This is a genomic window from Salmonella sp. NW722, from assembly GCF_051702785.1.
Lineage (GTDB): Bacteria > Pseudomonadota > Gammaproteobacteria > Enterobacterales > Enterobacteriaceae > Salmonella > Salmonella enterica.
Map to the genome: position 1 here is coordinate 189,721 of NZ_JAMMIN010000004.1, position 22,334 is coordinate 212,054.

General features: G+C 50.7%; 24 protein-coding genes and 1 tRNA gene. 14 read left to right on the plus strand and 11 right to left on the minus strand.

Translation table 11 applies throughout. The features are described 5' to 3' along the window. The first annotated feature begins 11 nt into the window (after positions 1-11). Positions 12-1,499: a hypothetical protein gene (locus NA330_RS11230; protein ID WP_000622958.1), complete on the plus strand. Its 1,488-nt coding sequence runs from the start codon at positions 12-14 to the stop codon at positions 1,497-1,499. 221 nt (positions 1,500-1,720) lie between these two features. Here NA330_RS11230 and NA330_RS11235 read toward each other — a convergent pair. Both NA330_RS11235 and NA330_RS11240 read right to left on the minus strand, forming a co-directional pair. After that, a protein-coding gene (locus NA330_RS11235) for an IS3 family transposase (RefSeq protein ID WP_198879419.1) occupies positions 1,721-2,820 on the minus strand; the annotation gives its coding sequence in 2 pieces (ribosomal slippage) (positions 1,721-2,565 and positions 2,565-2,820; 1,101 coding nt in all). Between the two features lie 183 nt (positions 2,821-3,003). Further along, positions 3,004-3,080: transfer RNA gene (locus NA330_RS11240), tRNA-Arg, on the minus strand. 254 nt (positions 3,081-3,334) lie between these two features. On the opposite strand from NA330_RS11240, the gene fimW reads away from it, so the two are divergent. The 4 genes from fimW to fimZ all read left to right on the plus strand — a co-directional run bounded on the left by fimW (position 3,335) and on the right by fimZ (position 6,381). Then, entirely contained in the window at positions 3,335-3,931 is a 597-nt protein-coding gene (fimW, locus tag NA330_RS11245) for a fimbria biosynthesis transcriptional regulator FimW (RefSeq protein ID WP_000948629.1), read from the plus strand. 161 nt (positions 3,932-4,092) lie between these two features. Then, the gene (locus NA330_RS11250) at positions 4,093-4,404 is read left to right on the plus strand and encodes a hypothetical protein (RefSeq protein WP_023241829.1); all 312 of its coding nucleotides are present in this window, start codon (positions 4,093-4,095) and stop codon (positions 4,402-4,404) included. A gap of 18 nt (positions 4,405-4,422) precedes the next feature. Next, entirely contained in the window at positions 4,423-5,145 is a 723-nt protein-coding gene (gene fimY, locus NA330_RS11255; RefSeq protein WP_001258123.1) for a fimbria biosynthesis regulator FimY, read from the plus strand. Positions 5,146-5,748: 603 nt separating this feature from the next. Continuing rightward, positions 5,749-6,381, plus strand: coding sequence for a fimbria biosynthesis transcriptional regulator FimZ (gene fimZ, locus NA330_RS11260; protein WP_000801273.1), 633 nt, complete (start codon positions 5,749-5,751; stop codon positions 6,379-6,381). Between the two features lie 45 nt (positions 6,382-6,426). Here fimZ and sfmF read toward each other — a convergent pair whose 3' ends face one another. The 6 genes from sfmF to fimA all read right to left on the minus strand — a co-directional run bounded on the left by sfmF (position 6,427) and on the right by fimA (position 12,521). Beyond that, on the minus strand, positions 6,427-6,945 hold the full coding sequence (gene sfmF, locus NA330_RS11265) for a fimbria assembly protein (protein ID WP_000577507.1): 519 nt from the start codon (positions 6,943-6,945) through the stop codon (positions 6,427-6,429). A 9-nt stretch (positions 6,946-6,954) separates the two neighbouring features. Next, positions 6,955-7,962 carry a type 1 fimbria D-mannose specific adhesin FimH gene (fimH, locus tag NA330_RS11270; RefSeq protein ID WP_000708649.1) on the minus strand — a complete coding sequence of 336 codons (1,008 nt, stop codon included), beginning with the start codon at positions 7,960-7,962 and terminating at the stop codon, positions 6,955-6,957. A 14-nt stretch (positions 7,963-7,976) separates the two neighbouring features. Continuing rightward, positions 7,977-10,589, minus strand: coding sequence for a fimbrial biogenesis usher protein (locus NA330_RS11275; protein WP_023241828.1), 2,613 nt, complete (start codon positions 10,587-10,589; stop codon positions 7,977-7,979). Positions 10,590-10,619: 30 nt separating this feature from the next. Next, positions 10,620-11,312 (minus strand): type 1 fimbria chaperone FimC, encoded by a 693-nt coding sequence (fimC, locus tag NA330_RS11280; protein WP_023241827.1) that lies wholly within the window; start codon positions 11,310-11,312, stop codon positions 10,620-10,622. A 43-nt stretch (positions 11,313-11,355) separates the two neighbouring features. Beyond that, positions 11,356-11,889: a type 1 fimbrial protein subunit FimI gene (gene fimI / locus NA330_RS11285; protein ID WP_000619619.1), complete on the minus strand. Its 534-nt coding sequence runs from the start codon at positions 11,887-11,889 to the stop codon at positions 11,356-11,358. A gap of 74 nt (positions 11,890-11,963) precedes the next feature. After that, the gene (gene fimA, locus NA330_RS11290; protein WP_000681029.1) at positions 11,964-12,521 is read right to left on the minus strand and encodes a type 1 fimbrial protein subunit FimA; all 558 of its coding nucleotides are present in this window, start codon (positions 12,519-12,521) and stop codon (positions 11,964-11,966) included. Between the two features lie 546 nt (positions 12,522-13,067). Here fimA and folD point away from each other — a divergent pair. The 5 genes from folD to NA330_RS11315 all read left to right on the plus strand — a co-directional run bounded on the left by folD (position 13,068) and on the right by NA330_RS11315 (position 16,072). Continuing rightward, a complete protein-coding gene (folD, locus tag NA330_RS11295; RefSeq protein WP_000729165.1) occupies positions 13,068-13,934 on the plus strand; it encodes a bifunctional methylenetetrahydrofolate dehydrogenase/methenyltetrahydrofolate cyclohydrolase FolD in 867 nt (288 codons plus the stop codon). Position 13,935: 1 nt separating this feature from the next. Then, the gene (ybcJ, locus tag NA330_RS11300) at positions 13,936-14,148 is read left to right on the plus strand and encodes a ribosome-associated protein YbcJ (protein WP_000190278.1); all 213 of its coding nucleotides are present in this window, start codon (positions 13,936-13,938) and stop codon (positions 14,146-14,148) included. 127 nt (positions 14,149-14,275) lie between these two features. Continuing rightward, positions 14,276-14,821 (plus strand): metal-dependent hydrolase, encoded by a 546-nt coding sequence (locus NA330_RS11305; RefSeq protein ID WP_023241826.1) that lies wholly within the window; start codon positions 14,276-14,278, stop codon positions 14,819-14,821. Then, the gene (locus NA330_RS11310; protein WP_023241825.1) at positions 14,814-15,251 is read left to right on the plus strand and encodes an STM0539 family protein; all 438 of its coding nucleotides are present in this window, start codon (positions 14,814-14,816) and stop codon (positions 15,249-15,251) included. Before NA330_RS11305 ends, NA330_RS11310 begins: the two co-directional genes overlap by 8 nt. Further along, positions 15,248-16,072 carry a DUF2145 domain-containing protein gene (locus NA330_RS11315; RefSeq protein WP_000819123.1) on the plus strand — a complete coding sequence of 275 codons (825 nt, stop codon included), beginning with the start codon at positions 15,248-15,250 and terminating at the stop codon, positions 16,070-16,072. The genes NA330_RS11310 and NA330_RS11315 overlap by 4 nt, the downstream gene beginning before the upstream one ends. A 43-nt stretch (positions 16,073-16,115) precedes the next feature. Here NA330_RS11315 and cysS read toward each other — a convergent pair whose 3' ends face one another. Next, complete coding sequence (cysS, locus tag NA330_RS11320; RefSeq protein ID WP_023241824.1) at positions 16,116-17,501, minus strand: cysteine--tRNA ligase; 1,386 nt, start codon at positions 17,499-17,501, stop codon at positions 16,116-16,118. A 172-nt stretch (positions 17,502-17,673) separates the two neighbouring features. On the opposite strand from cysS, the gene ppiB reads away from it, so the two are divergent. The 4 genes from ppiB (at position 17,674) to purK (ending at position 20,584) form a co-directional block, all read left to right on the plus strand. Continuing rightward, positions 17,674-18,168, plus strand: a complete 495-nt coding sequence (ppiB, locus tag NA330_RS11325) for a peptidylprolyl isomerase B (protein WP_000255991.1) — start codon at positions 17,674-17,676, stop codon at positions 18,166-18,168. 2 nt (positions 18,169-18,170) lie between these two features. Then, positions 18,171-18,893: a UDP-2,3-diacylglucosamine diphosphatase gene (lpxH, locus tag NA330_RS11330; protein ID WP_000212287.1), complete on the plus strand. Its 723-nt coding sequence runs from the start codon at positions 18,171-18,173 to the stop codon at positions 18,891-18,893. A gap of 117 nt (positions 18,894-19,010) precedes the next feature. Beyond that, positions 19,011-19,520, plus strand: a complete 510-nt coding sequence (gene purE / locus NA330_RS11335) for a 5-(carboxyamino)imidazole ribonucleotide mutase (RefSeq protein WP_023241823.1) — start codon at positions 19,011-19,013, stop codon at positions 19,518-19,520. After that, positions 19,517-20,584: a 5-(carboxyamino)imidazole ribonucleotide synthase gene (gene purK, locus NA330_RS11340; protein ID WP_023241822.1), complete on the plus strand. Its 1,068-nt coding sequence runs from the start codon at positions 19,517-19,519 to the stop codon at positions 20,582-20,584. The genes purE and purK overlap by 4 nt, the downstream gene beginning before the upstream one ends. Before the next feature lie 40 nt (positions 20,585-20,624). Here the strand turns inward: purK and NA330_RS11345 are convergent, their stop codons facing one another. Together NA330_RS11345 and NA330_RS11350 are read right to left on the minus strand one after the other, a co-directional pair. Next, positions 20,625-21,518, minus strand: a complete 894-nt coding sequence (locus tag NA330_RS11345; protein ID WP_000855337.1) for a carbamate kinase — start codon at positions 21,516-21,518, stop codon at positions 20,625-20,627. A gap of 3 nt (positions 21,519-21,521) precedes the next feature. Then, positions 21,522-22,331, minus strand: coding sequence for a DUF2877 domain-containing protein (locus NA330_RS11350; protein ID WP_000821192.1), 810 nt, complete (start codon positions 22,329-22,331; stop codon positions 21,522-21,524). Between the last annotated feature and the right edge of the window lie 3 nt (positions 22,332-22,334).

A 22,334-nucleotide genomic window follows, 5' to 3' on the forward strand; every position in this document is an offset into this window, starting at 1 on the left:
CGGAATATTTTATGATTTCCTTCAATAAATCTAAAATTTTAACATGTGGTTTATTTGCAATTATATCTGCAATTTCACTTTACTTTTTTTTAGTTTCACATCCAACAGTGATCATATCAGGAGATGATTGGGGAAACCTGACATCTACTAGAGCATTATATCCTCAATGGGGGATCGCTAACCCAATTAAGGTAATGCCAGAGCTAGGCTACCCTTTATTTGCAAAGTTATCCACTGCGCTTATAATGCCGCTTGGTTTTGGATTTCTTGAATCATTTTCAATCATAACAGCCATTTTCATCACTATACTTTTGTCTTTGTTCTTACATCAACTATTCCAGCTATTTAATGTTAATCTCTCAGCTGGATTTTTACGATCATCTATTTTTGTTGTTTTTTTCTACGCTTCAATTTTTTTCATTTTCTTGAAAGAGGGCAATCATGAGAACTTATACATGCTATGGGAGGTAAACATAACATGTTTTTATCATTATATAGCACCTGCTTTAATTAACTCTGCGCTATCAATATTTGTAATAAGAAATTATAGAAATTTCGATGTTAACATCTTAAAGAGAAATGGTGTTTGGTATTCTTCGTCGATATTTTTTGCTTCATATATTGCAGTGTTTTCCAGCATGTTCGCTAATATTATATTAGCGATAACTTGCGGAGTGACACTACTGTTCTCGCTCATTAATAATAAACTATCAATAACGAAGACAATAAAGGAAAGCACCTTACAAATATTCACACTAACCGCTTGGGTTGTTGCTGTGATTTATGAGGCCAACGGTGGAAGGGCTGCCAGCCTTGGTTCTGGCTCACTTGATATATATGGCACATTAAGCGTATTAAATTACCTAATAGAACAAGTCCAACCAGCTTTTAAATATTCAGCAACCGCACTCGTTTCAATTGGAATAATATCATCATTGTATTCATTAATAAGAAATAAAAATAGAGACCAAAGCATTGTTTTCTTTATTGTGTTTATTTCAGGAGTGCTGTCATTAATAGCGCTTGTTCTTTTGTGCGCCAGAGCAGGAAGTTATTATGCTGCTCGACCTGTTGTGATGTGGGGGGGATTCCTGTATGTAAGCATGGCGTCTTTCATCACAATTGACATTCTGGCCAAGGACAGAACAAAACTGATAAATGCATTGCTGGCTTTTTGTACAATTATTTTAGTCTATAAAGGGCTGACTTCTAACTCTACTCTTAAGCAGTCAATAAATCTTAACTTAAGCTATAGCCAAGCTAAAGCGGTAAGCCAGAATATAATAGATCAGGTTATATCAACCGACAGGAATAATGGCACAAACATGATTCTTTATGTCCCTAAAGGTGATGATCACGATAACTGGCCATTCCCTATTTATGAAGGACCATTCATAGGGAAGGCATTAAAGAATTATGGCATAATACAAAATGATATATATATTGAGGTTAAGCCTGATATTTATTTGAACCAGAAGATGTCTGTCCCGATTAGTTAACATAATTAGCGGCAGGGGCGCCCTGCCGAAATCTACAAGGCTTTATGGGTACGCCACCACCGAGCCGGAAGTGTTGTAATTATTAGCCACTCTTGGTAACAATATCAGTTGTTGACAACGTTCCTCCTAACGTATTGAAAACGTTCCCCTAATAACTTAAGAAGTGCTTTCCACTTGTTGGAGTAGTAATGACCCTGGCACAAATTCAGTACAGTGCTAAATCAGAGACCTTCGTCTTTCCGGAGACTTCGGATAAATTCAGCCGGAGTCATGTCATTTAATGATGAATGCGTTCTCTCATGATTGTATTCCCTGCGCCAGTTGTCGGGTTTTTCCTGCGCATCTTCCAGTGACAGGAACCAGTGAATGTTCAGGCATTCATCCCGCAGACTGCCGTTAAATGATTCAATAAACGGGTTATCTGTCGGCTTTCCGGAGCGTGAGAAGTCCATTGTGACGCCGTGTTCATACACCCATTTATCCAGACTTTTTGAGATAAACTCGCTGCCGTTATCCGTCTGGATACCTACCGGCAGCCGCTTATTTAGTACCCGCAGTGCCTCCATTATTCTGACCACATCCTCGCCTTTTAACAATTTTCCGGCATGGATCGCCAGGCATTCCCGACTAAAATTAACCACTACAGTCAGCGCCCGAAAACGCCGCCCGTTAAACGGATTATCTGACACAAAATCCATACTCCAGCACTGATCGACATGCGTCAGGACCGGGCGCTGCTGACGGCGTGCTGCACTGACATGTCTGCGGGGGCGTTTTCTGCGCAGGTTCAGGCCTTCCGGACAATAAATCCGGTGGGTTTTCTTGTGGTTAACAGGCCATCCCTCCCGGCGCAACTGAATATGAATATGCGGGCAACCGTAGCGTATCCGGGTTTCCGCTATTTCCCGGATACGCAGGGTTATCGCCCGATCATCACGCCGGCTCTGCCAGTGGTAAACGGTTCTGCTCTGCATCAGCAACCCGCATCCCCGCCGGACGCTGATACGGTAAGCCTCCAGCAAAAATGTCACCGCCTGGCGCTTCTGAGCCGACCTCAGAACTTTTGCTTTAGTACCTCCTGCAGCATCTCCTTATCCAGACTCAGCTCAGCGCCCAGCTTCTTCAGCCGCTGATTCTCATCCTCCAGTTGCCGCAGCCGCCGCAGTTCCGTTACGCCCGGCCCGGCAAATTTTTTCTTCCAGTTGTAAAATGTGGCCTCAGAAATTCCCATCTTTCTGCAGACTTCCCCGACGCGAGTGCCGATTTCAGCCTGTTTCAGGGCAAATGCAATCTGTTCTTCGGTATAACGGGTCTTTTTCATGACAATGCGCCTTTCTGTGAGATGGAAGAAAGACCGGAAACTTCAGTTTAGACTGGCACTGTTTACAGGGGGAAGGTCAAGATAATGCGAAAATACAGTGGTGATTTAAAACTTACCCTGATACTTACACTGCAAGATAATTTTAGATGATAGGTTTTTTGATGTAACTGCTTGATTTATCAATGGCGCGCCCTGCAGGATTCGAACCTGCGACCCACGGCTTAGAAGGCCGTTGCTCTATCCAACTGAGCTAAGGGCGCCTTGTGAAGTGAAGACTTCGTGTAGACGAAACGCGAGAATTATACGGTCAGGCACTCCTGAGTCAATGGCTTTTGTTCTGGTTGCTGACTAAGTGTACGAATATCGTCTTTTCTGGCGCAATGCCAGGTTCCAGGAAATCGCCTGGACACATCTCAGCACGCATAAAGTGGGAATTAAGGCCGCCAGTATTTAGATAATCAATCAGTTTCTTTAATATTTCACCATGATTCACCTGCCGTGTAGGATATTTTTTATGCTGAGTATCGCTATTAAGGAACAAAACAGTCACTTTGAGCATGGTTTGAAAATCATCATGACGCGTCTGGCGAATCAATGGCAGCAGAAAATTGACTTTCTGCCGCCAGAAGAGATAGATAATGCCGATATCGCTTTCCTGGCCCTGGATGATGATTGGTTCAGCGCAGGCTGTTACCAGATACCTATGCATACCCAACATCAGCTACGGGTGATTATTTGTAATAAATGCGATAAAGAAAAGCTCATGTTCAGACCATGTCTGTATATGCTGCCGCATATTTATCGGGAAGATGATGTTGAAGAAATTACCCGGAAAATGATATTGATCTTACATAAGCGAGCGCTTCGACATAGCGTCCCTTCTGGCATTTGCCACTACTGCACGACTCGTCATTTTTCAGTAACAGAACGTCACCTGTTAAAACTGATCGCCAGCGGTTATCATTTAAGCGAAACGGCCGCTTTACTTTCACTTTCTGAAGAGCAGACAAAGTCACTCCGCCGGAGCATTATGCGAAAATTACATGTTAAAACGGAGCAGCAGTTTTTAAAATATATTAGAGTTAACCTTCATTTCTTACTCAGTAAGTAAACTCACTTAACTTTTTACAAGGCTTACGAAATATCTCACCAATAATTAAGTAACGATACCTACAGGCATTTTTTTAACGCTGCCACAATGATGCCCATAATATCCTGATAGATTCAGGGGTCGAAAATATATGGCTGCATCATAAATGCCTGGAGGAGTGTTTGGTGGCACAGGGTACTTTATTAAAGGAAAGGATAAATCCCCCACACCTGGCGTCTTCGCCCATACGTCATTCATATCTCAACAGCGAATTGTTAAAATCTGAGCCAATCGTTAATCTCTCAACTGCGCAATTAATCGGCTATGAGGTCCTGACGCAACTTCCGTCAGAACATGATAGCGAAGTTTTTTTTCAGCAGTTAATGCTGGTGGAAGGCATTGAAACATCAGAGCAACGAAGCATTGCTTTTTACGCTGGTGCAACGATGGAACAAGGTTATTTATGGCCAGCCATATTACCAGATATATATTAGAGCAATGGAAAAAGCAGGATGCGCAGCGTACCACGCAGGGAAAGACACCGCCGTTTAAGAAATGCTAAAGACTGCGCCTGCCGTTATCACTCTCCAACGCCGCAGATATTTGATCGCCTTGAGTTACTGAACCAACAGCTCAATTATGCCTTGCCGGTTGGTATCATTTCTCAGGCAATAATTACAACTGACAACTACCTCGGCTATTCGCTGAGTCACTACTTATTTTCCGGAAAACGTACCGCTGCATTCCGCTCATTAGATGACATTTCTTTGTGGATTGAAAAGGGGTCGCTCAGACAACTGATTGTAGATATGGAGACGCTACCTGTCTCCTGTATTGAGGCGCTTAACCAGCTACGCGCGCTCAGTTGGCAACAAAGCGATATCCAGTTTTACCTGCTGGTATCAGATAAAACCCCCGCTATAGCTCAGTTTATCCGTATGGCTGGGCGTTTTTTTGTCCTGTCGCGACGACAAAATCTGGCCTCTGTACGCGAAGCCTTGTTATCAGCCGCCGAACCTCGCTTATCGGAAAGCTTTAGCCGTACTGACTGGTTGATGATTGAAACTTTAGCGCAAGGTGCCTCTTTAAAAGAAATAGCACGTCAGCAAAGCGTACCTTATCATCGTGTAGTTTACCGGCTTAAACAACTTATCACCCTCCTTAACCTTCCCCACAGGCAAAGCTTTCTTCGGCTGCTCCAGCAGCTAAACGTTACTTTCCACGATATTTTTTAACGGAGTAACGTTTTGGTGAATAAGATTTTTTAAGAAATTACTTATTTTCACTTCCATTAAATGTAAATATTTCACATAAAATTAATATTTACAACTCGTCCTGGTAAGCGATAAAAAATTTTTTCTTACATCGTCCCCTGTTCCTCCTCGTTTTTCGAGGTCTCCAGCGTCAACATCTTTCTGTTATTACATAACAAATACTAAACAATTAGTCTTTCATGTTATTTTTATACTTAAAAACAACAGTTTAAACTACTCAATGTCAACTCTAAAGAAAATAGCTCCACCACGAACAAATTTTCTATAACGTCACAGAATATCCTACCCGCTATCCATAATTCGCATTTCGCAAGACTTTTCCGAGAAATCAGACCAGGTATAATCCATATTGTTTTTACTTAATCAGAAATTTCTTTTTTGTTGGTGCGAAATGGATATTCCACATATTTATTACTCTTACGAAAAATAGCCAGTCAACAGGGAGGTCTCATTCTTTATTATTGCTCCACTGTGTGGTGTGTAGATCTGGCTATTTCACAATCTTTAAGGTGTCTGACGCTTATTCTAAAACGAAGGACGCATAACAGTCTGAGGCATACAACAATGAAACCTGCATCTGTTATCATTATGGACGAACACCCTATTGTAAGAATGTCGATCGAAGTTTTACTCGGTAAAAATAGCAATATTCAGGTTGTCCTGAAAACGGATGATAGCCGAACAGCGATAGAGTATCTGCGCACTTATCCTGTTGACCTTGTCATTCTGGATATTGAATTACCGGGCACCGACGGCTTTACCTTACTTAAACGAATCAAATCTATCCAGGAACATACCCGGATACTTTTTTTATCGTCGAAATCAGAGGCTTTTTATGCCGGAAGAGCAATAAGAGCGGGCGCAAACGGATTTGTAAGTAAACGCAAAGACCTCAATGATATTTATAATGCGGTAAAAATGATTTTATCCGGCTATTCTTTTTTCCCATCTGAGACGCTTAATTTCATCAGTAATACCCGTACCCCCAAAGGTGGGCACCATGATATGCCACTATCTAACCGCGAAGTTACCGTGCTGCGCTATCTCGCCAATGGAATGTCTAACAAAGAAATTGCCGAGCAACTTTTATTGAGTAACAAGACTATCAGCGCGCATAAGGCCAATATATTTTCTAAACTTGGCCTTCACTCTATCGTTGAGCTTATCGATTACGCCAAATCACACGAATTATTGTAAATGTACTCCCGACGAATTATCGTTCGGGAGCCACAATAACGGACACTAATTGTAATTGATCAGGAAGGTCGCATCCGCGTTAGCAAGTCCGGGCTGCACGCCATCGGCTAAGGCGATATAGTTCGCATAGAATTTCAGGGTAGCATTGCCGTTGTTGTCAATATCGACGGCCTTGCTGGCCTGCTCAAGCGGCAATCGACGTTGATCGCCATCGCGAATTTCAATCGCCAGTTTTTGCGCCATTGCCGTATCAGCAAGCGCCAGTAATGCCGTGCCGGGCGCTGGCGTCCCGGAAAACGTTATAGACGCCGACCCCGGCGGGCAGCCTTCAAGTTTTAGGCTAAAGGCTACCGGTTGCGTGGCGTCACCGGCGGCGTGAAGCTGTTTTGTCGGCCAGGTGCCGAGGTTAACCGATTTGTTACTGTCGCCCGCCACCACGGCGCAGGTAAAATCCACCACGTTACCGCGCAGTTCAATATTCACTTCGCCCAGAGATGAGTTGGCCTGACTCAGCGGGCTGAACAAAACACAACCGATAGCGATGAAAACGCGCCGAAAGATCATTATGCCTCCTTAATCATAATCGACTCGTAGATAGCCGCGCGCAGTAAACGGCCCTTCCGCCGGTTTATTCCCCGTCACGCTGATCGGCCAGGCGCGAATACCTACGCGAGCGGCGGCGTTATCATCAAGATGAAACGGAATTTTACTCGACAAATTATTGGGTGTGAGCGGCGTACCGTTGCTATTAGCAACCACAAAGCCTAAATCCGGATTATCGGACACCATCGCCTGCCCTGAGGCCTTTTCGGCTTCAAGCCGCATCGATAAATAGGCCTGCGCCGCGACGTTGGTACATTTAATAGCGATAGTTTTCGTTTGCGGCGTGACGCCTTGCGGACGATTACCCGCCCCCGCCTGACTAAATAACGACGCGCCGATATCGCCGAAATCAAACTCCACGACCTGTCCGGCATTCACTTCACAGTTTTGCGGTACTTCCACTTTGCCGCTGTAGCTAATGGTATACACCGGCGTGCTCAACGCGTCGCCGGTAGAGGTCGTCACATAGACAGTAAACATTGTCTGGCGAGGGATCGTCACCATATTAATAAAAGGCCGTATCACTTTTAATTTAAAAACCAGCTTTGAGTCCTGCACGCCAAACGGCTTTTGCTGCGACACGTTAGAGTCGACGCCCATGAGAATATAGTTACGGGGCGGATAAAATACGCCAGCGACACTATCGGTTATGCTCATCGCGCCCAGAAGGTAGTCATTCAGCTTGAGGTATTTAAAATTTCCTTCGGTGCTTTGTACCGGTAATTCTGATACATAGCTTCGGTAGGTATAATTTACCGTTGTCCCCGCCGGGCACGTCGCGTTTACGCCGACCCAACCTGATTTTTCCGGCAGCGTCACCACCTGTCCCGGCTGATTATTGCCGCTGGTGAAAACATCTGACAGGTCGTAAAAGATATCGGTCGCCGTCCCGTTTGAATTACGGCAAACCGTCGCCAGCGCGGGATGGGTGAAAAAGAGCGCGGTCCCCGCCAGCAATAGCGCTGAGTATATTTTCATCTCTATTTTTCCTTTTATGACGCCGGACGGATACAGGTTGCGCTGGCTATCGTAATCGCCTGCTTCAGGCTGTCCTCCGCCAGGGCGTAAGGGGCGATACAACGCGCGTTTTTCCCCTCTCCCCACTGGATGAACAGTTCACCTTTTAGCGGCAAGCCGCTCAGATAAATTTGTCCGTCATCGCCGACCATACTGGTAATGCCGCTGGCGGTTTCTCGTACTATCGCGCCAAACGGTAACGGACGTCCGCCAAGCCTCGCGGTAATGATTGCCCTTACGCCTATCCGCGTATCAAAAGCGGCCCGCACCAGCGCGCCCTCTGTCGGCACTACGCTGCTGACGTTATTTTCGACATCGGTATGGTTGTCCATCGTGTTGGTATCTAACGCGACGCGGTTATAGCGATATACCGTGGCGTAGGGCATTACCGCATAGCCCCGCCAGTCCGTTTTCACGCCGGTCTGGTTTTCGATGCGCACGCCTTTCGCTCCCGGCGCTTTAATCAAGACATTGGTATCGCCCAACGGTTGGCTAAACGTAATACCATCCGCATGACCGACCACGCCGCCGGAAAGTTGCCAGTTATAGTCATGCTGATCGCGATCGTAGTTATATCCCACGCCCAGCGTGCCATACGTCGCCTGCCAGCTAGCGCTGGCGCTGCCGCTATAACCATTGGTACTGCTACGACCCTGCGTCACGCTGTAGCTCAGATTACGTCCTTCCAGAAGCGTGCCGCCCACGCCGGTCTGCCAGCTATTGTCGCCGTCGCGGTTGCGGTTGGCGTTAAACGTGGCATAAGTACGATCAAGAATAGTGTCGCGCGCATAGCGCCGTCCGGTCAGAACGCTAAACGGAACGGACATATTGAATGCCAGAATGCGATCGGCGCCTGAGATCCCCACCGACTCGTTCCACGACCATGACAGCGAATAACTTATGCCTTGCCATCCACTGGCGTATCCCAGTTGATACCAGGTATTGGTATCCGCCGTATTCCAGTAATTTTGTTGACTGCCGGAAAGATACAGTGACCCGTAATCCCCCAGGTTTTGCGAAATATTGACCTGAAAGCGGCCTTTTTTGCTGTAACGGAGATTGTGGTAGCTCTGCGCCACCGGCACTTTATGGCGGCGTCCGTCGCTATCGTATTCGTAGTCGTACCCTTCCATACTGCGGTATGCCACATCATCCAGGGTGTAAAATCCGCGCGTGGAATAGCGGTAGCCCAGCAATTGAAAATTAGTCCCGTAATTATTCAGCGATTTGGCGTACAGAAAACGCAACGATTGCCCCTGATGGGTGCTGTCATCTGCCAGTTGGCTACGCGCATGTGTGACATCGACCGACACGGCTCCCCAGTCGCCCAAATTTCGCCCCGCCCCGACCACCACAGCACGGTAACGATCGGCAAGTTGCGTACCGCCGTAAGCCGTCAGCCCCGCAGGCAGGCCGGCAATCACCGTTCCCTGGAAAAAGAATGGCGAAGACTGCTGACTATTGCCGCTGCGAAAATCCCCGGCCACCAGGTCATACTTCACCCTGCCCTCACGCTGCAATAGCGGAACGGTAGAGTAAGGCACCGTGTAACGTTGTTGGCTACCGTCTTTTTCATCTACCGTCACCTCAAGGTCGCCGCTGGAAGAGGTAGGATTAAGATCGGTAATCGCAAACGCGCCCGGCGACACATAGCTTTGGTAGATAACATACCCGTTCTGTCGTATCGTCAGCTTTGCCGCCGTCCGGGCGATCCCTCTAACCGTGGGGGCGTAGCCCTGCAGGCTATCGGGATACATATTGTCAGAAGAGTACAGCCGCGCTCCGCGAAAGCCGACGCTGTCGAAAACATCGTTCCCGGTATTGCTGTCCCCCATGACCAGTTCGCTTTTTAGCGGAATGATGGCGCGCTGTACCCAGGTGCCAATGTTGTTCCAGCGTTGCGAATGATAGCCGTCCCCTTTCGAATAGTTCCAGGCTCCGTTATTACGCAGCCGCCAGGGGCCATAGTTCAACCCGCTCGACAGACTCAAAAAATAGCTATCGCTGTCTGTTCCGCGGCTACCGGTAAAACTGTAATTAATGAGTGCGGCAGGTATCCCTTCATCCCACTCTTCCGGCGGGATATAGCCACGCGCGCTGTTGAGCAATGACGCCTGCGGCAAGCTAATGTTTAAGCGCATCGACGCGAAATCAAACGCGACCTCCGCGCCCGGGATTTTCTCAGGAAGGTGAATACACGTGGTATCGACGCCTTTATCTGAGACAGGGAACACCGCGGTATTCACGCCCAGCCGTTTAATCCACTCCGGTGTAAAACAAGGCATCAGGCCGCCGGATTTATCGCCGGCACCCACGGTGCCCGCCTCAAAACGAATATCCTGCGTCGCTACGAATTCGTCGTTACGCCAGATATCCACCCGGTAAATACCGGGCGGCTGATGATTACCTTTTTCAAAGCGAGATAAATCCGCCACGGACGCGGTATCCGCCGACAAAAACGCAGGGTTGAAATAACTTTCGCCGCGGCTCGTCAGCGGACACAGCGCCGCCAGCACCGACAGCGCCACGCCGCTTAAGGGTGATACATAGCCGGGAAATCGCCCTGCAAACCAGGTTGTCTTCTTCATCGTGTTCTCGTGTGGCTTCACGCTCTCTGCTTAACCGAGACTGGCCGTTGTCGCCGACGTCAATGCGCCGTAATCATTGACGGTCTGAAATGTCACGCTGCCCTGCGCGCCAGTCGGTAAGGGAATTTGCATGTCGCTTTTTGGCGCGATCATCACGTTATCAATCTTTTTCGCGCCCACGCTGATATTGACCAGCGTGAGGTAATAAGCAGATGGGTTGGTTATCTTGAGATGGTTGCCGACACGGGAAAATTTCAGCAAGGTCGGCGCGTCTTCCGGCGTTTGCGGCAAATTCGCCGGACGCACGAACAGTTTGATGCGCGACAGAATCGCCAGTTGCAGAACGTTTTTTCCTTCAATATGACTTTTATCGACCGACGGGATGGCTTTCACGTTCATCCAGAATAACGACTCCCGATCCCCGGGTAGCGGTTGCCCGGCGTAGATAATACGCAGCGTGTTTTCGCTTTTGGGTTCGCTGACGAATAAAGGCGGCGTAACGATAAACGTTTTTTCTTTCTGCCCGGCGCTATTTTCGATCCATGAATTGACGAGGTAACGTTCTTGAGTATCGCTATTACTGATTGCCAGAGAAGTCTGTTTCGCCTCCGAGGGATAAATAACGCGCGTGGCGCCTAATGCAATCCCCCCCGCCGCCTGTACGTTCAGCGAAGTAAATAACGTGAGAAGAACAATAAAGCCTACTTTTATACTATTCAGCATGGTAAAAAATACCTTTTGCATTGAGTCACGTCGGCAAGAAAATTCATGGGTAAACCAGCGTAAACCACACTTCTGTATGAATTCGTCCCGGCGTCATATTTTCTGAAATTGCCCGATAGCGGGCAGTAAAATGCAAAGTCATTTCTGACGTTAAAATGGGCGTGTAATGAAGCGGTAACGTGTTAGGTATGATTTGCCGCTGCTGGTCATCAAATAATGCCAGGCCGATTCCGGCATTACCGATACCCTCGCCGCTAGCCAGAAAAACATGGGGATCTTCCGCAGGCGTAACGCCGGCAAACGCAATGCCGACATGACGCCAGACCTCCGCGCTACAGGAGATTAACCGTAACGAAAATGGAACGCTGACGGGAGCGAAGCTGCCAGGACCGGTAAACGCATTCGTGCGGTACTGTCCCATCAGTACGCGCAAATCCTGGCTTTCAGTGGCGACAGCGCAGCCGCCATTGACCAGTTGTCCGCGCAGGTGAACACGCCCGCTCTCCACCATTACCGGCTGCGCAATAACGGGCGACATCAAAACAAGCCCCACTAGCGCCGCGCCTTTCCTTATCATCTGCTATGTTCTCTTTTATCCCCGATAGCCTCTTCCGTTGAGGCGCCTCCCTTCCCTGGCGTTCCCTGACGGGATTATTCGTATTTCATGATAAAGGTGGCGTCGGCATTAGCCTGGCCTGGCGTCGTGGCGGCGGCGGTTGCCTTATAGCGTGCGGTAAAACGCAGCGTATTGGTGCCTTCAACCAGCGCCTGCTTCGCCGAGAAGGTCGCGCCGTCCGGCTTCAACGGTGAAGAGGTATTATCAAGAATCTCAATCCCGACGCCGGTTGCGGTAGTGCTATTGTCCGCAGAGGAGACCGCCAGCAAATTAGTGTTGGTGTTATCTGCCTGACCAGAGAAAGCCACGGCAGCGGTGGCTGCCACTTTCGGATCGCAGTCATTCAGGACGATGGAGAAAGGCACCTGCGCGGTCGTATCACCAATCGCCGTAAAGCTGGCGGTACGGTATTGACCCAGCGTCACCGTTTGATCGGCGGATTTAGTGCTAACGGCACAGGCTGCATTAACCAGTTTACCTTCGAAATGAATAGTACCGCCACTCACGCTCACCGGAGTAGGATCAGCCGCAACCGCTGCGCCAGCGACAAACATCAGACTCGCAATAGTAGAGGTCATTAATTTATGTTTCATGGATTTCCCTTGAATTACACACACCCGGTTTCGGCATCCTGTCGGCTCCGTTTGAATTATTATCGACATAGCATGTCAGAAAAGTTATCTCTGCATCCTGTAAAGATAGATATCGCAGATTAATTAGTTTTCTGTTTCTCCCCTGAGTATCAGACGCAGTAATTAATCTTTGCGAATATGACATTTCGTCACGGTAATAAATTAAACATTTCGCTAAATAAAAAATAGCCGCAAACTCTTTTAATGACCTAAGCTAATTCTTATTGGGATATAAGAAGGGTCTAATCTTATTTTGTATAAAATGTCGCATTATGCCGCCCGATGCTATTAACGACGAGGGATTACGGTAACCATAGCCAGGGTGATGAATTGTTTCTTTTTGGTTAATCATGGCGCGCTTACGGGTCACGTCTCAGCATCGGCAACGAACGGGGGAGACGTCGCGTTTGCATCGGAAACACAAACGTTAACTGACAGCGAGGCCCGCTTCTGACAAAATAGCGTCATCCCCTTTGACTTGAAGTAACAGATGGAATCTTCTCTCTGATGGCAGCAAAGATTATTGACGGTAAAACGATTGCGCAGCAGGTGCGATCTGAGGTTGCTCAAAAAGTTCAGGCACGCGTCGCAGCAGGACTTCGCGCTCCCGGCCTGGCTGTGGTGTTGGTCGGCAGCAATCCGGCCTCACAGATTTATGTCGCAAGCAAACGTAAAGCGTGCGACGAAGTGGGGTTCGTCTCCCGCTCCTATGACCTGCCAGAAACCACCAGCGAAGCCGAACTGCTGGCGCTTATCGATACTCTGAATGCAGATAACACGATCGACGGTATTCTGGTGCAGTTGCCTTTACCGGCAGGTATCGACAACGTTAAAGTGCTGGAGCGTATCGCGCCAGATAAAGACGTAGACGGTTTCCATCCTTATAATGTCGGTCGTCTGTGCCAGCGTGCGCCACGCCTGCGTCCCTGTACGCCCCGCGGTATTGTGACCCTGCTTGAGCGTTACAATATTGATACCTACGGCCTGAATGCGGTGGTCATTGGCGCGTCCAATATCGTTGGACGCCCGATGAGCATGGAGCTGCTGCTGGCTGGCTGTACGACTACCGTTACGCACCGCTTTACAAAAGATCTGCGTCACCATGTCGAGCATGCTGATTTGCTCATTGTCGCCGTAGGTAAACCGGGCTTTATTCCCGGCGAATGGATTAAAGAAGGCGCAATTGTGATTGATGTCGGTATTAACCGTCTGGAAAATGGCAAGGTCGTTGGCGACGTCGTGTTTGACGAAGCCGCGGCGCGCGCGTCATACATCACGCCAGTTCCGGGCGGCGTCGGCCCGATGACGGTCGCTACGCTTATCGAAAACACGCTGCAGGCGTGCATTGAATATCACGATCCACAAGGAAAATAACATGGCGACATTCTCTTTAGGCAAGCACCCGCACGTCGAGCTGTGCGATCTGCTCAAGCTGGAAGGCTGGAGCGAAAGCGGCGCACAGGCGAAAATCGCCATTGCCGACGGGTTGGTGAAGGTTGATGGCGCGGTTGAAACGCGTAAACGCTGCAAAATTGTCGCCGGGCAAACCGTTAGCTTTGAAGGCCAAAGTGTGAACGTCGTGGCCTGATACAGAGTGCCGGATAGCGACGCAAAGCGTCTTATCCGGCCTGATTACGCTGTCTTTTCAGATAATCATCCACTTAATCCTCTGCGTTCCAACTGCTAGCATGGCTATTTCCCTGTGAACCATCGCTATGCCTACCGTTATCACCCACGCCGCCGTTCCCCTGTGTTTTGGCGCAGGCTTAGGCCTGAAAGTTATCCCTCCTCGCCTGCTGTTTGCCGGTGTTGTGCTGGCGATACTCCCCGATGCCGACGTGCTGGCCTTTAAATTTGGCATCGCCTACGGCAACGTGTTCGGCCATCGCGGATTTACCCACTCTTTACTTTTCGCATTCGTCCTCCCCCTGTTGTGCGTACTCGCGGGACGACGATGGTTTCGAGCGGGGCAGGTGCGCTGCTGGCTGTTTTTAACCGTTTCATTGTTGTCGCACAGCCTGCTGGATTCGATCACCACAGGTGGTAAAGGCGTCGGCTGGCTGTGGCCATGGTCAGATGAACGTTTTTTTGCGCCCTGGCAGGTGATTAAAGTCGCGCCGTTCGCGCTTTCAAGCTACATCACGCCGTATGGACATCAGGTCATTCTCTCAGAATTGCTGTGGGTGTGGTTGCCGGGAAGTATTTTAGTGTTATTTCTATGGGTACTTAAAACGCATATTAAAAGGAATCAATATGAATAAAATGACATTCGCCGCCGCGGTCATCTGTTTCTCATTTTCCCACGCCAGCTATAGCGAAGAAATGTCTGCCACTGGCTGGTATGCGGCATCGTCTGCGGTTGTCAGCGTGGGCAGTTCCGCACTGGTTAGCGGAATTATACTCTCCCCCGTACTGCTGCCGCTCAACCTGATCATTGGATCTGTTGTCGAAAATAAAAAGCAAAAAACCGCGCTGTTAACCACTAAGTCCCCCGATAACAAAGACATTAAAATGCAAGTTCCGCTACATGTCGTCAAAGAAGGCAACCTCAAAGCAGGTGATAAAGTCACTCTGGAAAAAACGCAGGAAGGCACCGGCGCTTATTTGAAAAAAGAGGGCAAAGTCCTTGCCCATATGGTAAATCAGGACGACGCAGGACTTTCCAGCAACCAGACGGTACCGGCCAAATGAAGCGGTTCGCGTTTGCCCTGTGGCTCAGCGCAATCTCGCTCAACGCTTATGCAGACAGTGCTAACTGTCACCAAAAAGCAAACACGCCGGAGAGCATCGCAGCGACAATGGATCAGGCGCTACAGCTCAAACAACAGCTTAACAGTCAATCCGATCCGGTCGTCATTCTGGTTCGCCAGGGGCAAGATATGTCGAGCCGACATTTAACCTGGTCACATGCTGGCTATGCCATGCGCCAGCCAAACGGAGACTGGCGGGTTTACCATAATCTGAATACTTGCGGAACCGCTGAATCAGCGCTCTATATACAAGGTCTGTATGAGTTTCTGGCTGATGACCTGGTGAATCAGAGCATTGCCGTTTTGCGCCCGCGTTCAGATATCGCGACGGCATTACAAACGCTCTTACATAGCGCTACCAAACTCAATCTCTTCCACAGTCCCCGCTATAACCTGATTGCGTGGCCTTTTTCCGGCCCTTATCAGAATTCGAATGGCTGGCTTCTCGAAGTGTTTGCGCGAGCAAACGATGCGCAGGTTTGGTCACGTAATGATGCCCGCCGCTGGTTGCAGCTTCAGGGTTATCAACCCTCTATCGTTAGTGCTGGCACTTTTGAACGATTAGGCGCAAAACTGTTCACCCCTAACGTTTTCACCGACGATCAGCCAGCAGAATTGCTGCGAAAAGGAAATGTGGGGCTAAACAGCGGCGACAGCGTCATCCGCTTTATTGCCCATTACAGCCGGGCAATACCCGGGTGTGAACATCAGAATCTGGGGGAGTCGGTGTGTGTTTATCTTTCGCCCGGTGCGAAAAAATAAAAAACAGGCCGTTCTATGCAAATAGAGCGGCCTGTAAAAGCGCTTACTTACGCCGCCAGGTGGTGCCCTGCTGGCCATCTTCCAGAATAATACCCATTTCAGTGAGACGATCGCGCGCCGCGTCCGCCGCCGCCCAGTCTTTCGCTTTACGGGCATCCAGACGCTGTTGAATCAAGGCTTCAATTTCCGCAACTTCACCGTCATCCGCCTGCGCGCCGCTTTGCAGGAAAACATCCGGCTCCTGTTCCAGCAGTCCCAGCACGCCGGAAATCTTCCGCAGATGAGACGCCATCGCATTCGCGGCGGTCATATCTTCGCCCTTCAGACGGTTGACTTCACGCGCCATATCAAACAGGACGGAGTAGGCTTCCGGTGTATTGAAATCGTCATTCATCGCCTCGACGAAACGCGCTTCAAACGCCTCGCCGCCCGCCGGGGCCGCTGATTTATCCGTTCCACGCAATGCAGTGTATAGCCGCTCCAGCGAGGCGCGCGCCTGCTTGAGGTTCTCTTCGCTGTAGTTCAGTTGGCTACGGTAATGCCCGGACATCAGGAAGTAGCGCACGGTTTCCGCATCGTAGTATTTCAGCACGTCGCGCACGGTAAAGAAGTTGCCCAGCGATTTGGACATCTTCTCGCGATCCACCATCACCATACCGGAGTGCATCCAGTAGTTGACGTATTCGCCGTCGTGGGCGCAGGTAGACTGGGCAATCTCGTTTTCATGGTGCGGGAACATCAGATCGGAACCGCCGCCGTGAATATCAAAATGGTTGCCCAACTGCTTACAGTTCATTGCCGAACATTCAATGTGCCAGCCCGGACGCCCTTCGCCCCACGGCGACGGCCAGCTCGGCTCGCCCTCTTTCGACATTTTCCACAGCACGAAGTCCATCGGGTTACGCTTCACGTCAACGACATCCACGCGCGCGCCCGCCTGAAGCTGCTCAAGATCCTGACGGGAAAGCTGCCCATAAGTCGGATCGGTCGGTACATCGAACATCACATCGCCGTTATCCGCCACATAGGCGTGCCCTTTCTCGATTAAGGTGCGGGTGAGCTCGATAATTTCCTGAATATGGTGCGTCGCACGCGGCTCGCTGTCCGGACGCAGAATATTCAGCGCGTCAAAGTCCTGATGCATTTCCGCAATCATTCTGTCGACCAGCGCGACAAAACTTTCGCCATTTTCATTGGCGCGTTTAATAATTTTATCGTCGATATCGGTAATGTTACGCACATACTTCAGCTTATAACCGAGAAAACGCAAATAGCGCGCGACAACGTCAAAAGCGACAAACGTGCGTCCGTGGCCAATGTGGCAGAGATCGTAAACGGTGATACCACACACGTACATGCCGACTTCCCCGGCATGAATGGGTTTGAATTCCTCTTTTTGGCGCGTCAGTGTATTAAAAATTTTTAACATCGAAGATTCCGTATAGACGTGTGTGGGTAATAATCTCCGTATGATACATATTATTCGTAATCGAAGCAGCACACTTTGCAAGGTGATCGCAGCTTACGGTTATGCTATAACAAGCCCCTATATGTGCCCCATTGCGGGCTAAAGCACCAATCTCTTGGAACAGGATGCAAAAATGGTTACTTTCCACACTAATCACGGCGATATCGTAATCAAAACCTTTGATGATAAAGCGCCTGAAACAGTTAAAAACTTCCTGGACTACTGCCGCGAAGGTTTTTACAACAACACCATTTTCCACCGTGTGATTAACGGTTTTATGATTCAGGGCGGCGGCTTTGAGCCGGGCATGAAACAGAAAGCCACCAAAGAGGCGATCAAAAACGAAGCCAACAATGGTCTGAAAAATACCCGTGGTACGCTGGCGATGGCGCGTACTCAGGCGCCACACTCGGCTACCGCGCAATTCTTCATCAACGTGGCAGACAACGACTTCCTGAACTTCTCCGGCGAAAGTCTGCAGGGCTGGGGCTACTGCGTCTTTGCGGAAGTCGTAGAAGGTATGGACGTGGTAGATAAAATCAAAGGCGTCGCCACTGGCCGTAGCGGTATGCACCAGGACGTACCAAAAGAAGACGTCATCATTGAAAACGTGACCGTCAGCGAGTAATCGTGGCGACACTGTTTATTGCAGACTTGCATCTGCAAACGGAAGAACCGGCGATCGTCGCCGGTTTTCTGCGTTTTTTAGCCGTAGAAGCCCGTCAGGCCGACGCGCTGTATATTCTTGGCGATCTCTTCGAGGCCTGGATTGGCGACGACGACCCCAACCCGCTACATCGTGAAATGGCCGTTGCCATTAAATCGCTGGTTGATTCCGGCGTCCCCTGCTTCTTTATTCATGGTAATCGCGACTTCCTGATTGGCAAACGCTTTGCCCGCGAAAGCGGCATGATTCTACTGCCGCAGGAAAAAGTGCTCGACCTGTATGGCCGCAATGTGTTGATTATGCACGGCGATACGCTCTGTACCGATGATGCCGGATATCAGGCGTTTCGCGCCAAAGTCCATAATCCGTGGGTGCAACGACTGTTCCTTACCCTGCCGCTGTTTATCCGCCGCCGTATCGCCGCCAGAATGCGCGCCGGCAGTAAAGCCGCCAATAGCAGCAAATCGCTGGATATTATGGACGTCAATGCGCAGACCGTCGTCGCCGAAATGGAAAAACACCGCGTACAGTGGCTGGTTCACGGTCACACCCACCGCCCGGCGGTACATGAACTTTCCGTCAATGACCAGCCCGCGTTCCGCGTGGTGTTAGGCGCATGGCATCATGAAGGTTCAATGGTAAAAGTCACGCCGGATAACGTGGAGTTAATCGCCTTCCCCCTGTAAATGTTCGTCGAATCGTCCGTTACGGCGTACACGCAACCGTTTTCCTTGCCTGATTATCATGCTATTCTCTGACACCTCAAAAGCAGCGTGTCCCGCACCACAGGAGTTTTAAGACGCATGTCTTCCCGCAATAATCCGGCGCGTGTCGCCATCGTGATGGGGTCCAAAAGCGACTGGGCTACCATGCAATTCGCCGCCGAAATTTTTGAAATTCTGGATGTCCCGCACCATGTAGAAGTGGTTTCCGCCCATCGCACCCCCGATAAGCTGTTCAGCTTCGCCGAAACGGCGGAAGAGAACGGATATCAAGTGATTATTGCCGGCGCGGGCGGCGCGGCACACCTGCCGGGAATGATTGCGGCAAAAACGCTGGTCCCGGTACTCGGCGTGCCGGTACAAAGCGCTGCGCTCAGCGGCGTGGATAGCCTCTACTCCATCGTGCAGATGCCGCGCGGCATTCCGGTGGGTACGCTGGCGATCGGTAAAGCCGGTGCCGCTAACGCCGCCCTGCTCGCCGCGCAGATTCTGGCGCAACGCGACGCGGAACTGCATCAGCGCATCGCTGACTGGCGCAAAGCGCAAACCGATGAAGTTCTGGAAAATCCCGATCCGCGGGGGACGCTATGAAGCAAGTTTGCGTTCTCGGCAACGGACAACTGGGCCGAATGCTGCGCCAGGCGGGCGAACCGCTGGGTATCGCCGTCTGGCCGGTTGGTCTGGATGCAGAGCCTACCGCCGTTCCGGTACAGCAGAGCGTCATTACCGCGGAGATTGAGCGCTGGCCGGAAACCGCGCTTACCCGCGAGTTGGCGCGCCACCCGGCCTTCGTCAATCGCGATGTATTTCCGATCATCGCCGACCGTCTGACACAAAAACAGCTTTTCGATAAACTGGGACTCGCGACCGCGCCGTGGCAGCTGCTGACCAGCGCCGACGAGTGGTCCGGCATCTTTGACCGTCTGGGAGAACTGGCGATTATTAAGCGTCGCGTTGGCGGCTACGACGGTCGCGGGCAGTGGCGTCTACGCGCGGACGAAACCGGGCAACTGCCGGATGACTGCTATGGCGAATGTATTGTTGAGCGCGGTATCCATTTTTCCGGCGAAGTGTCGTTAGTGGGCGCGCGCGCTCATGACGGCAGTACCGTGTTTTACCCGCTAACGCACAATTTGCATCAGGACGGCATCTTGCGGACCAGCGTCGCGTTCCCACAGGCGAACGCCGAACAGCAGGAGCAGGCGGAATCGATGCTGTCAGCAATTATGCAGGCGCTGAACTATGTCGGCGTAATGGCGATGGAATGTTTTATCACGCCGGAAGGCCTGTTAATCAATGAACTGGCGCCGCGCGTACATAACAGCGGACACTGGACGCAAAATGGCGCCAGCATCAGTCAGTTTGAATTGCATTTGCGCGCGATTACCGGCCTGCCGTTGCCCGCGCCGGTGATTAACGCCCCGTCGGTGATGATCAACCTGATCGGCAGCGAGCTGAATTACGACTGGCTGAAGCTGCCGCTGGTACATCTGCACTGGTATGATAAAGCGGTACGTCCGGGGCGAAAAGTCGGCCATCTGAATCTGACCGACAGCGATACGTCACGTCTTAGCGCCACCCTGGAAGCGCTCTCTCCGCTCCTGCCGGGCGAATACGCCAGCGGCATTATCTGGGCGCAAAGTAAGCTTGAATAAACAGCGTGGGCGGCGCATTCTCTGTCGCCGCCCGTCGCGATCACAGACAGATGCAGGTTCCCGCTCTGCCCGCCAGGGTATCGTCAATACGCGACAATGCGCCAATCCATGCCGGCTTTCCGCACCGCTTCACATATCCGCTTACCGCGGTCACCTTCGGTCCCATCGCGCCATCGGCTTTGGCAAACGGCGCCAGCTCATCGGGCGAAGCCTGACGAATAGCGCGCTGTTGTGGCGTTCCCCAATGTTCATACACCGCATCCGCATCCGTCAAAATGATCAGACCATCGGCCGCTATCTGCTCCGCCAGCAATGCCGCCGCCAGGTCTTTATCTATCACCGCCTCGACCCCTTCGCCCTCGCCGGCAACAGGTACCCCGCCACCGCCGCTGCAAATCACCACATGGCCCTCTTTTAGCAATAACTCAATAGCGGCGCTTTCGATAATCTGACGCGGCGCCGGGGAAGCGACGACACGGCGCAGATATTTTCCATCACGTTTCATATGCCAGCCATAAGTCGCTTCCAGCGCCATTTGCTCTTCTGGCGAATAAACGGGGCCAATAAACTTTTCCGGTTCAAGAAAAGCAGGATCGTCCGCCGATACCTTTATCCGCGTTAATACCGCAGTCACCGGCGGCATATCGGGTTCAAGCGCCAGACGCTGCGCCAGCATATAGCCGATCATGCCCTGACTTTCCGCTACCAGCACATCCAGCGGATAAGGCTCAACGGCTTTCCAGGCAAGGTTCTGTAAAGCCAACAGGCCGACCTGGGGGCCGTTGCCATGTACTATCGCCAGCCGATACGAGCGGGCAAGTCGCGCCAGCGCAGGCACCGCGTCGGCAATATTGCGATATTGATTCTCTGCCGTTAGCGCTTCTCCGCGCTGCAATAATGCGTTGCCGCCAAGAGCAACTACCAACGTTTTCATTCCCTATCCTTTTACTATTTGTTGTCCAAGCCAGAACCCCAGCAGCGTATCCGCGCCAGAGGTGTGCCCCAGCGCCAGCAGTCCGTCAATCGCCGTTTCTGTGCGAACATCTCGTCGCAGCGCATGAATAAAGTGGAGTAAAGGCGACGCGAAATAACCCATAGCCGCATAGCGTAAATAGCTAACGCTCACGAGCGTCGTCGCCCGATCAAGGCTGCCGGATTGGGCAAAAAAATTACGCCCGGCGCGTTCATCTATGGCGCCAAAATACCAGGCCGCCAGCAACATTCCCGTCAGCGTGTCGTCATGACTGGGCGTTAAGCCCGGCCCTTTACCCAGCCATAGCCGCCAGTCAGTCGCAGCACCTGCAAGCGCCGACTGAAAGCAGTGACAAAACTGGCGAAGTTCCGGACATAGAGGCTGAGCTGCGGCGACGGTTAACGGCCCAAACAGTCCCGTCTCCTCACTACGCTGCATGTACGTCGCGTTAAGACGCGGCGACGCAAGATAGCGTGGAACCCGCAGCGAACAGCGCCTCTCCGGCTCGCATAAAAGAAACTCGCCAATCTGAATACCGGCAGCGGTTGACTGCGGTTTTTCGCCATCGGTGAGCACATCGCGCAATGCGTCAAAATCGCCGCCGCGCAGTATCCACCCTCCCGGACTGAAGCCGCTCCCCCGACGGTGAAGCGTTAATAACTCACCGCTTTTCGCCACAAAATTAATAGAGCGACGCCATACCCCTGACATCTGCCAGGGTTGCCGATAATCCGCCGATTGTCGGCTTGCCATAAGAGGATGGATACGTTTCATGAG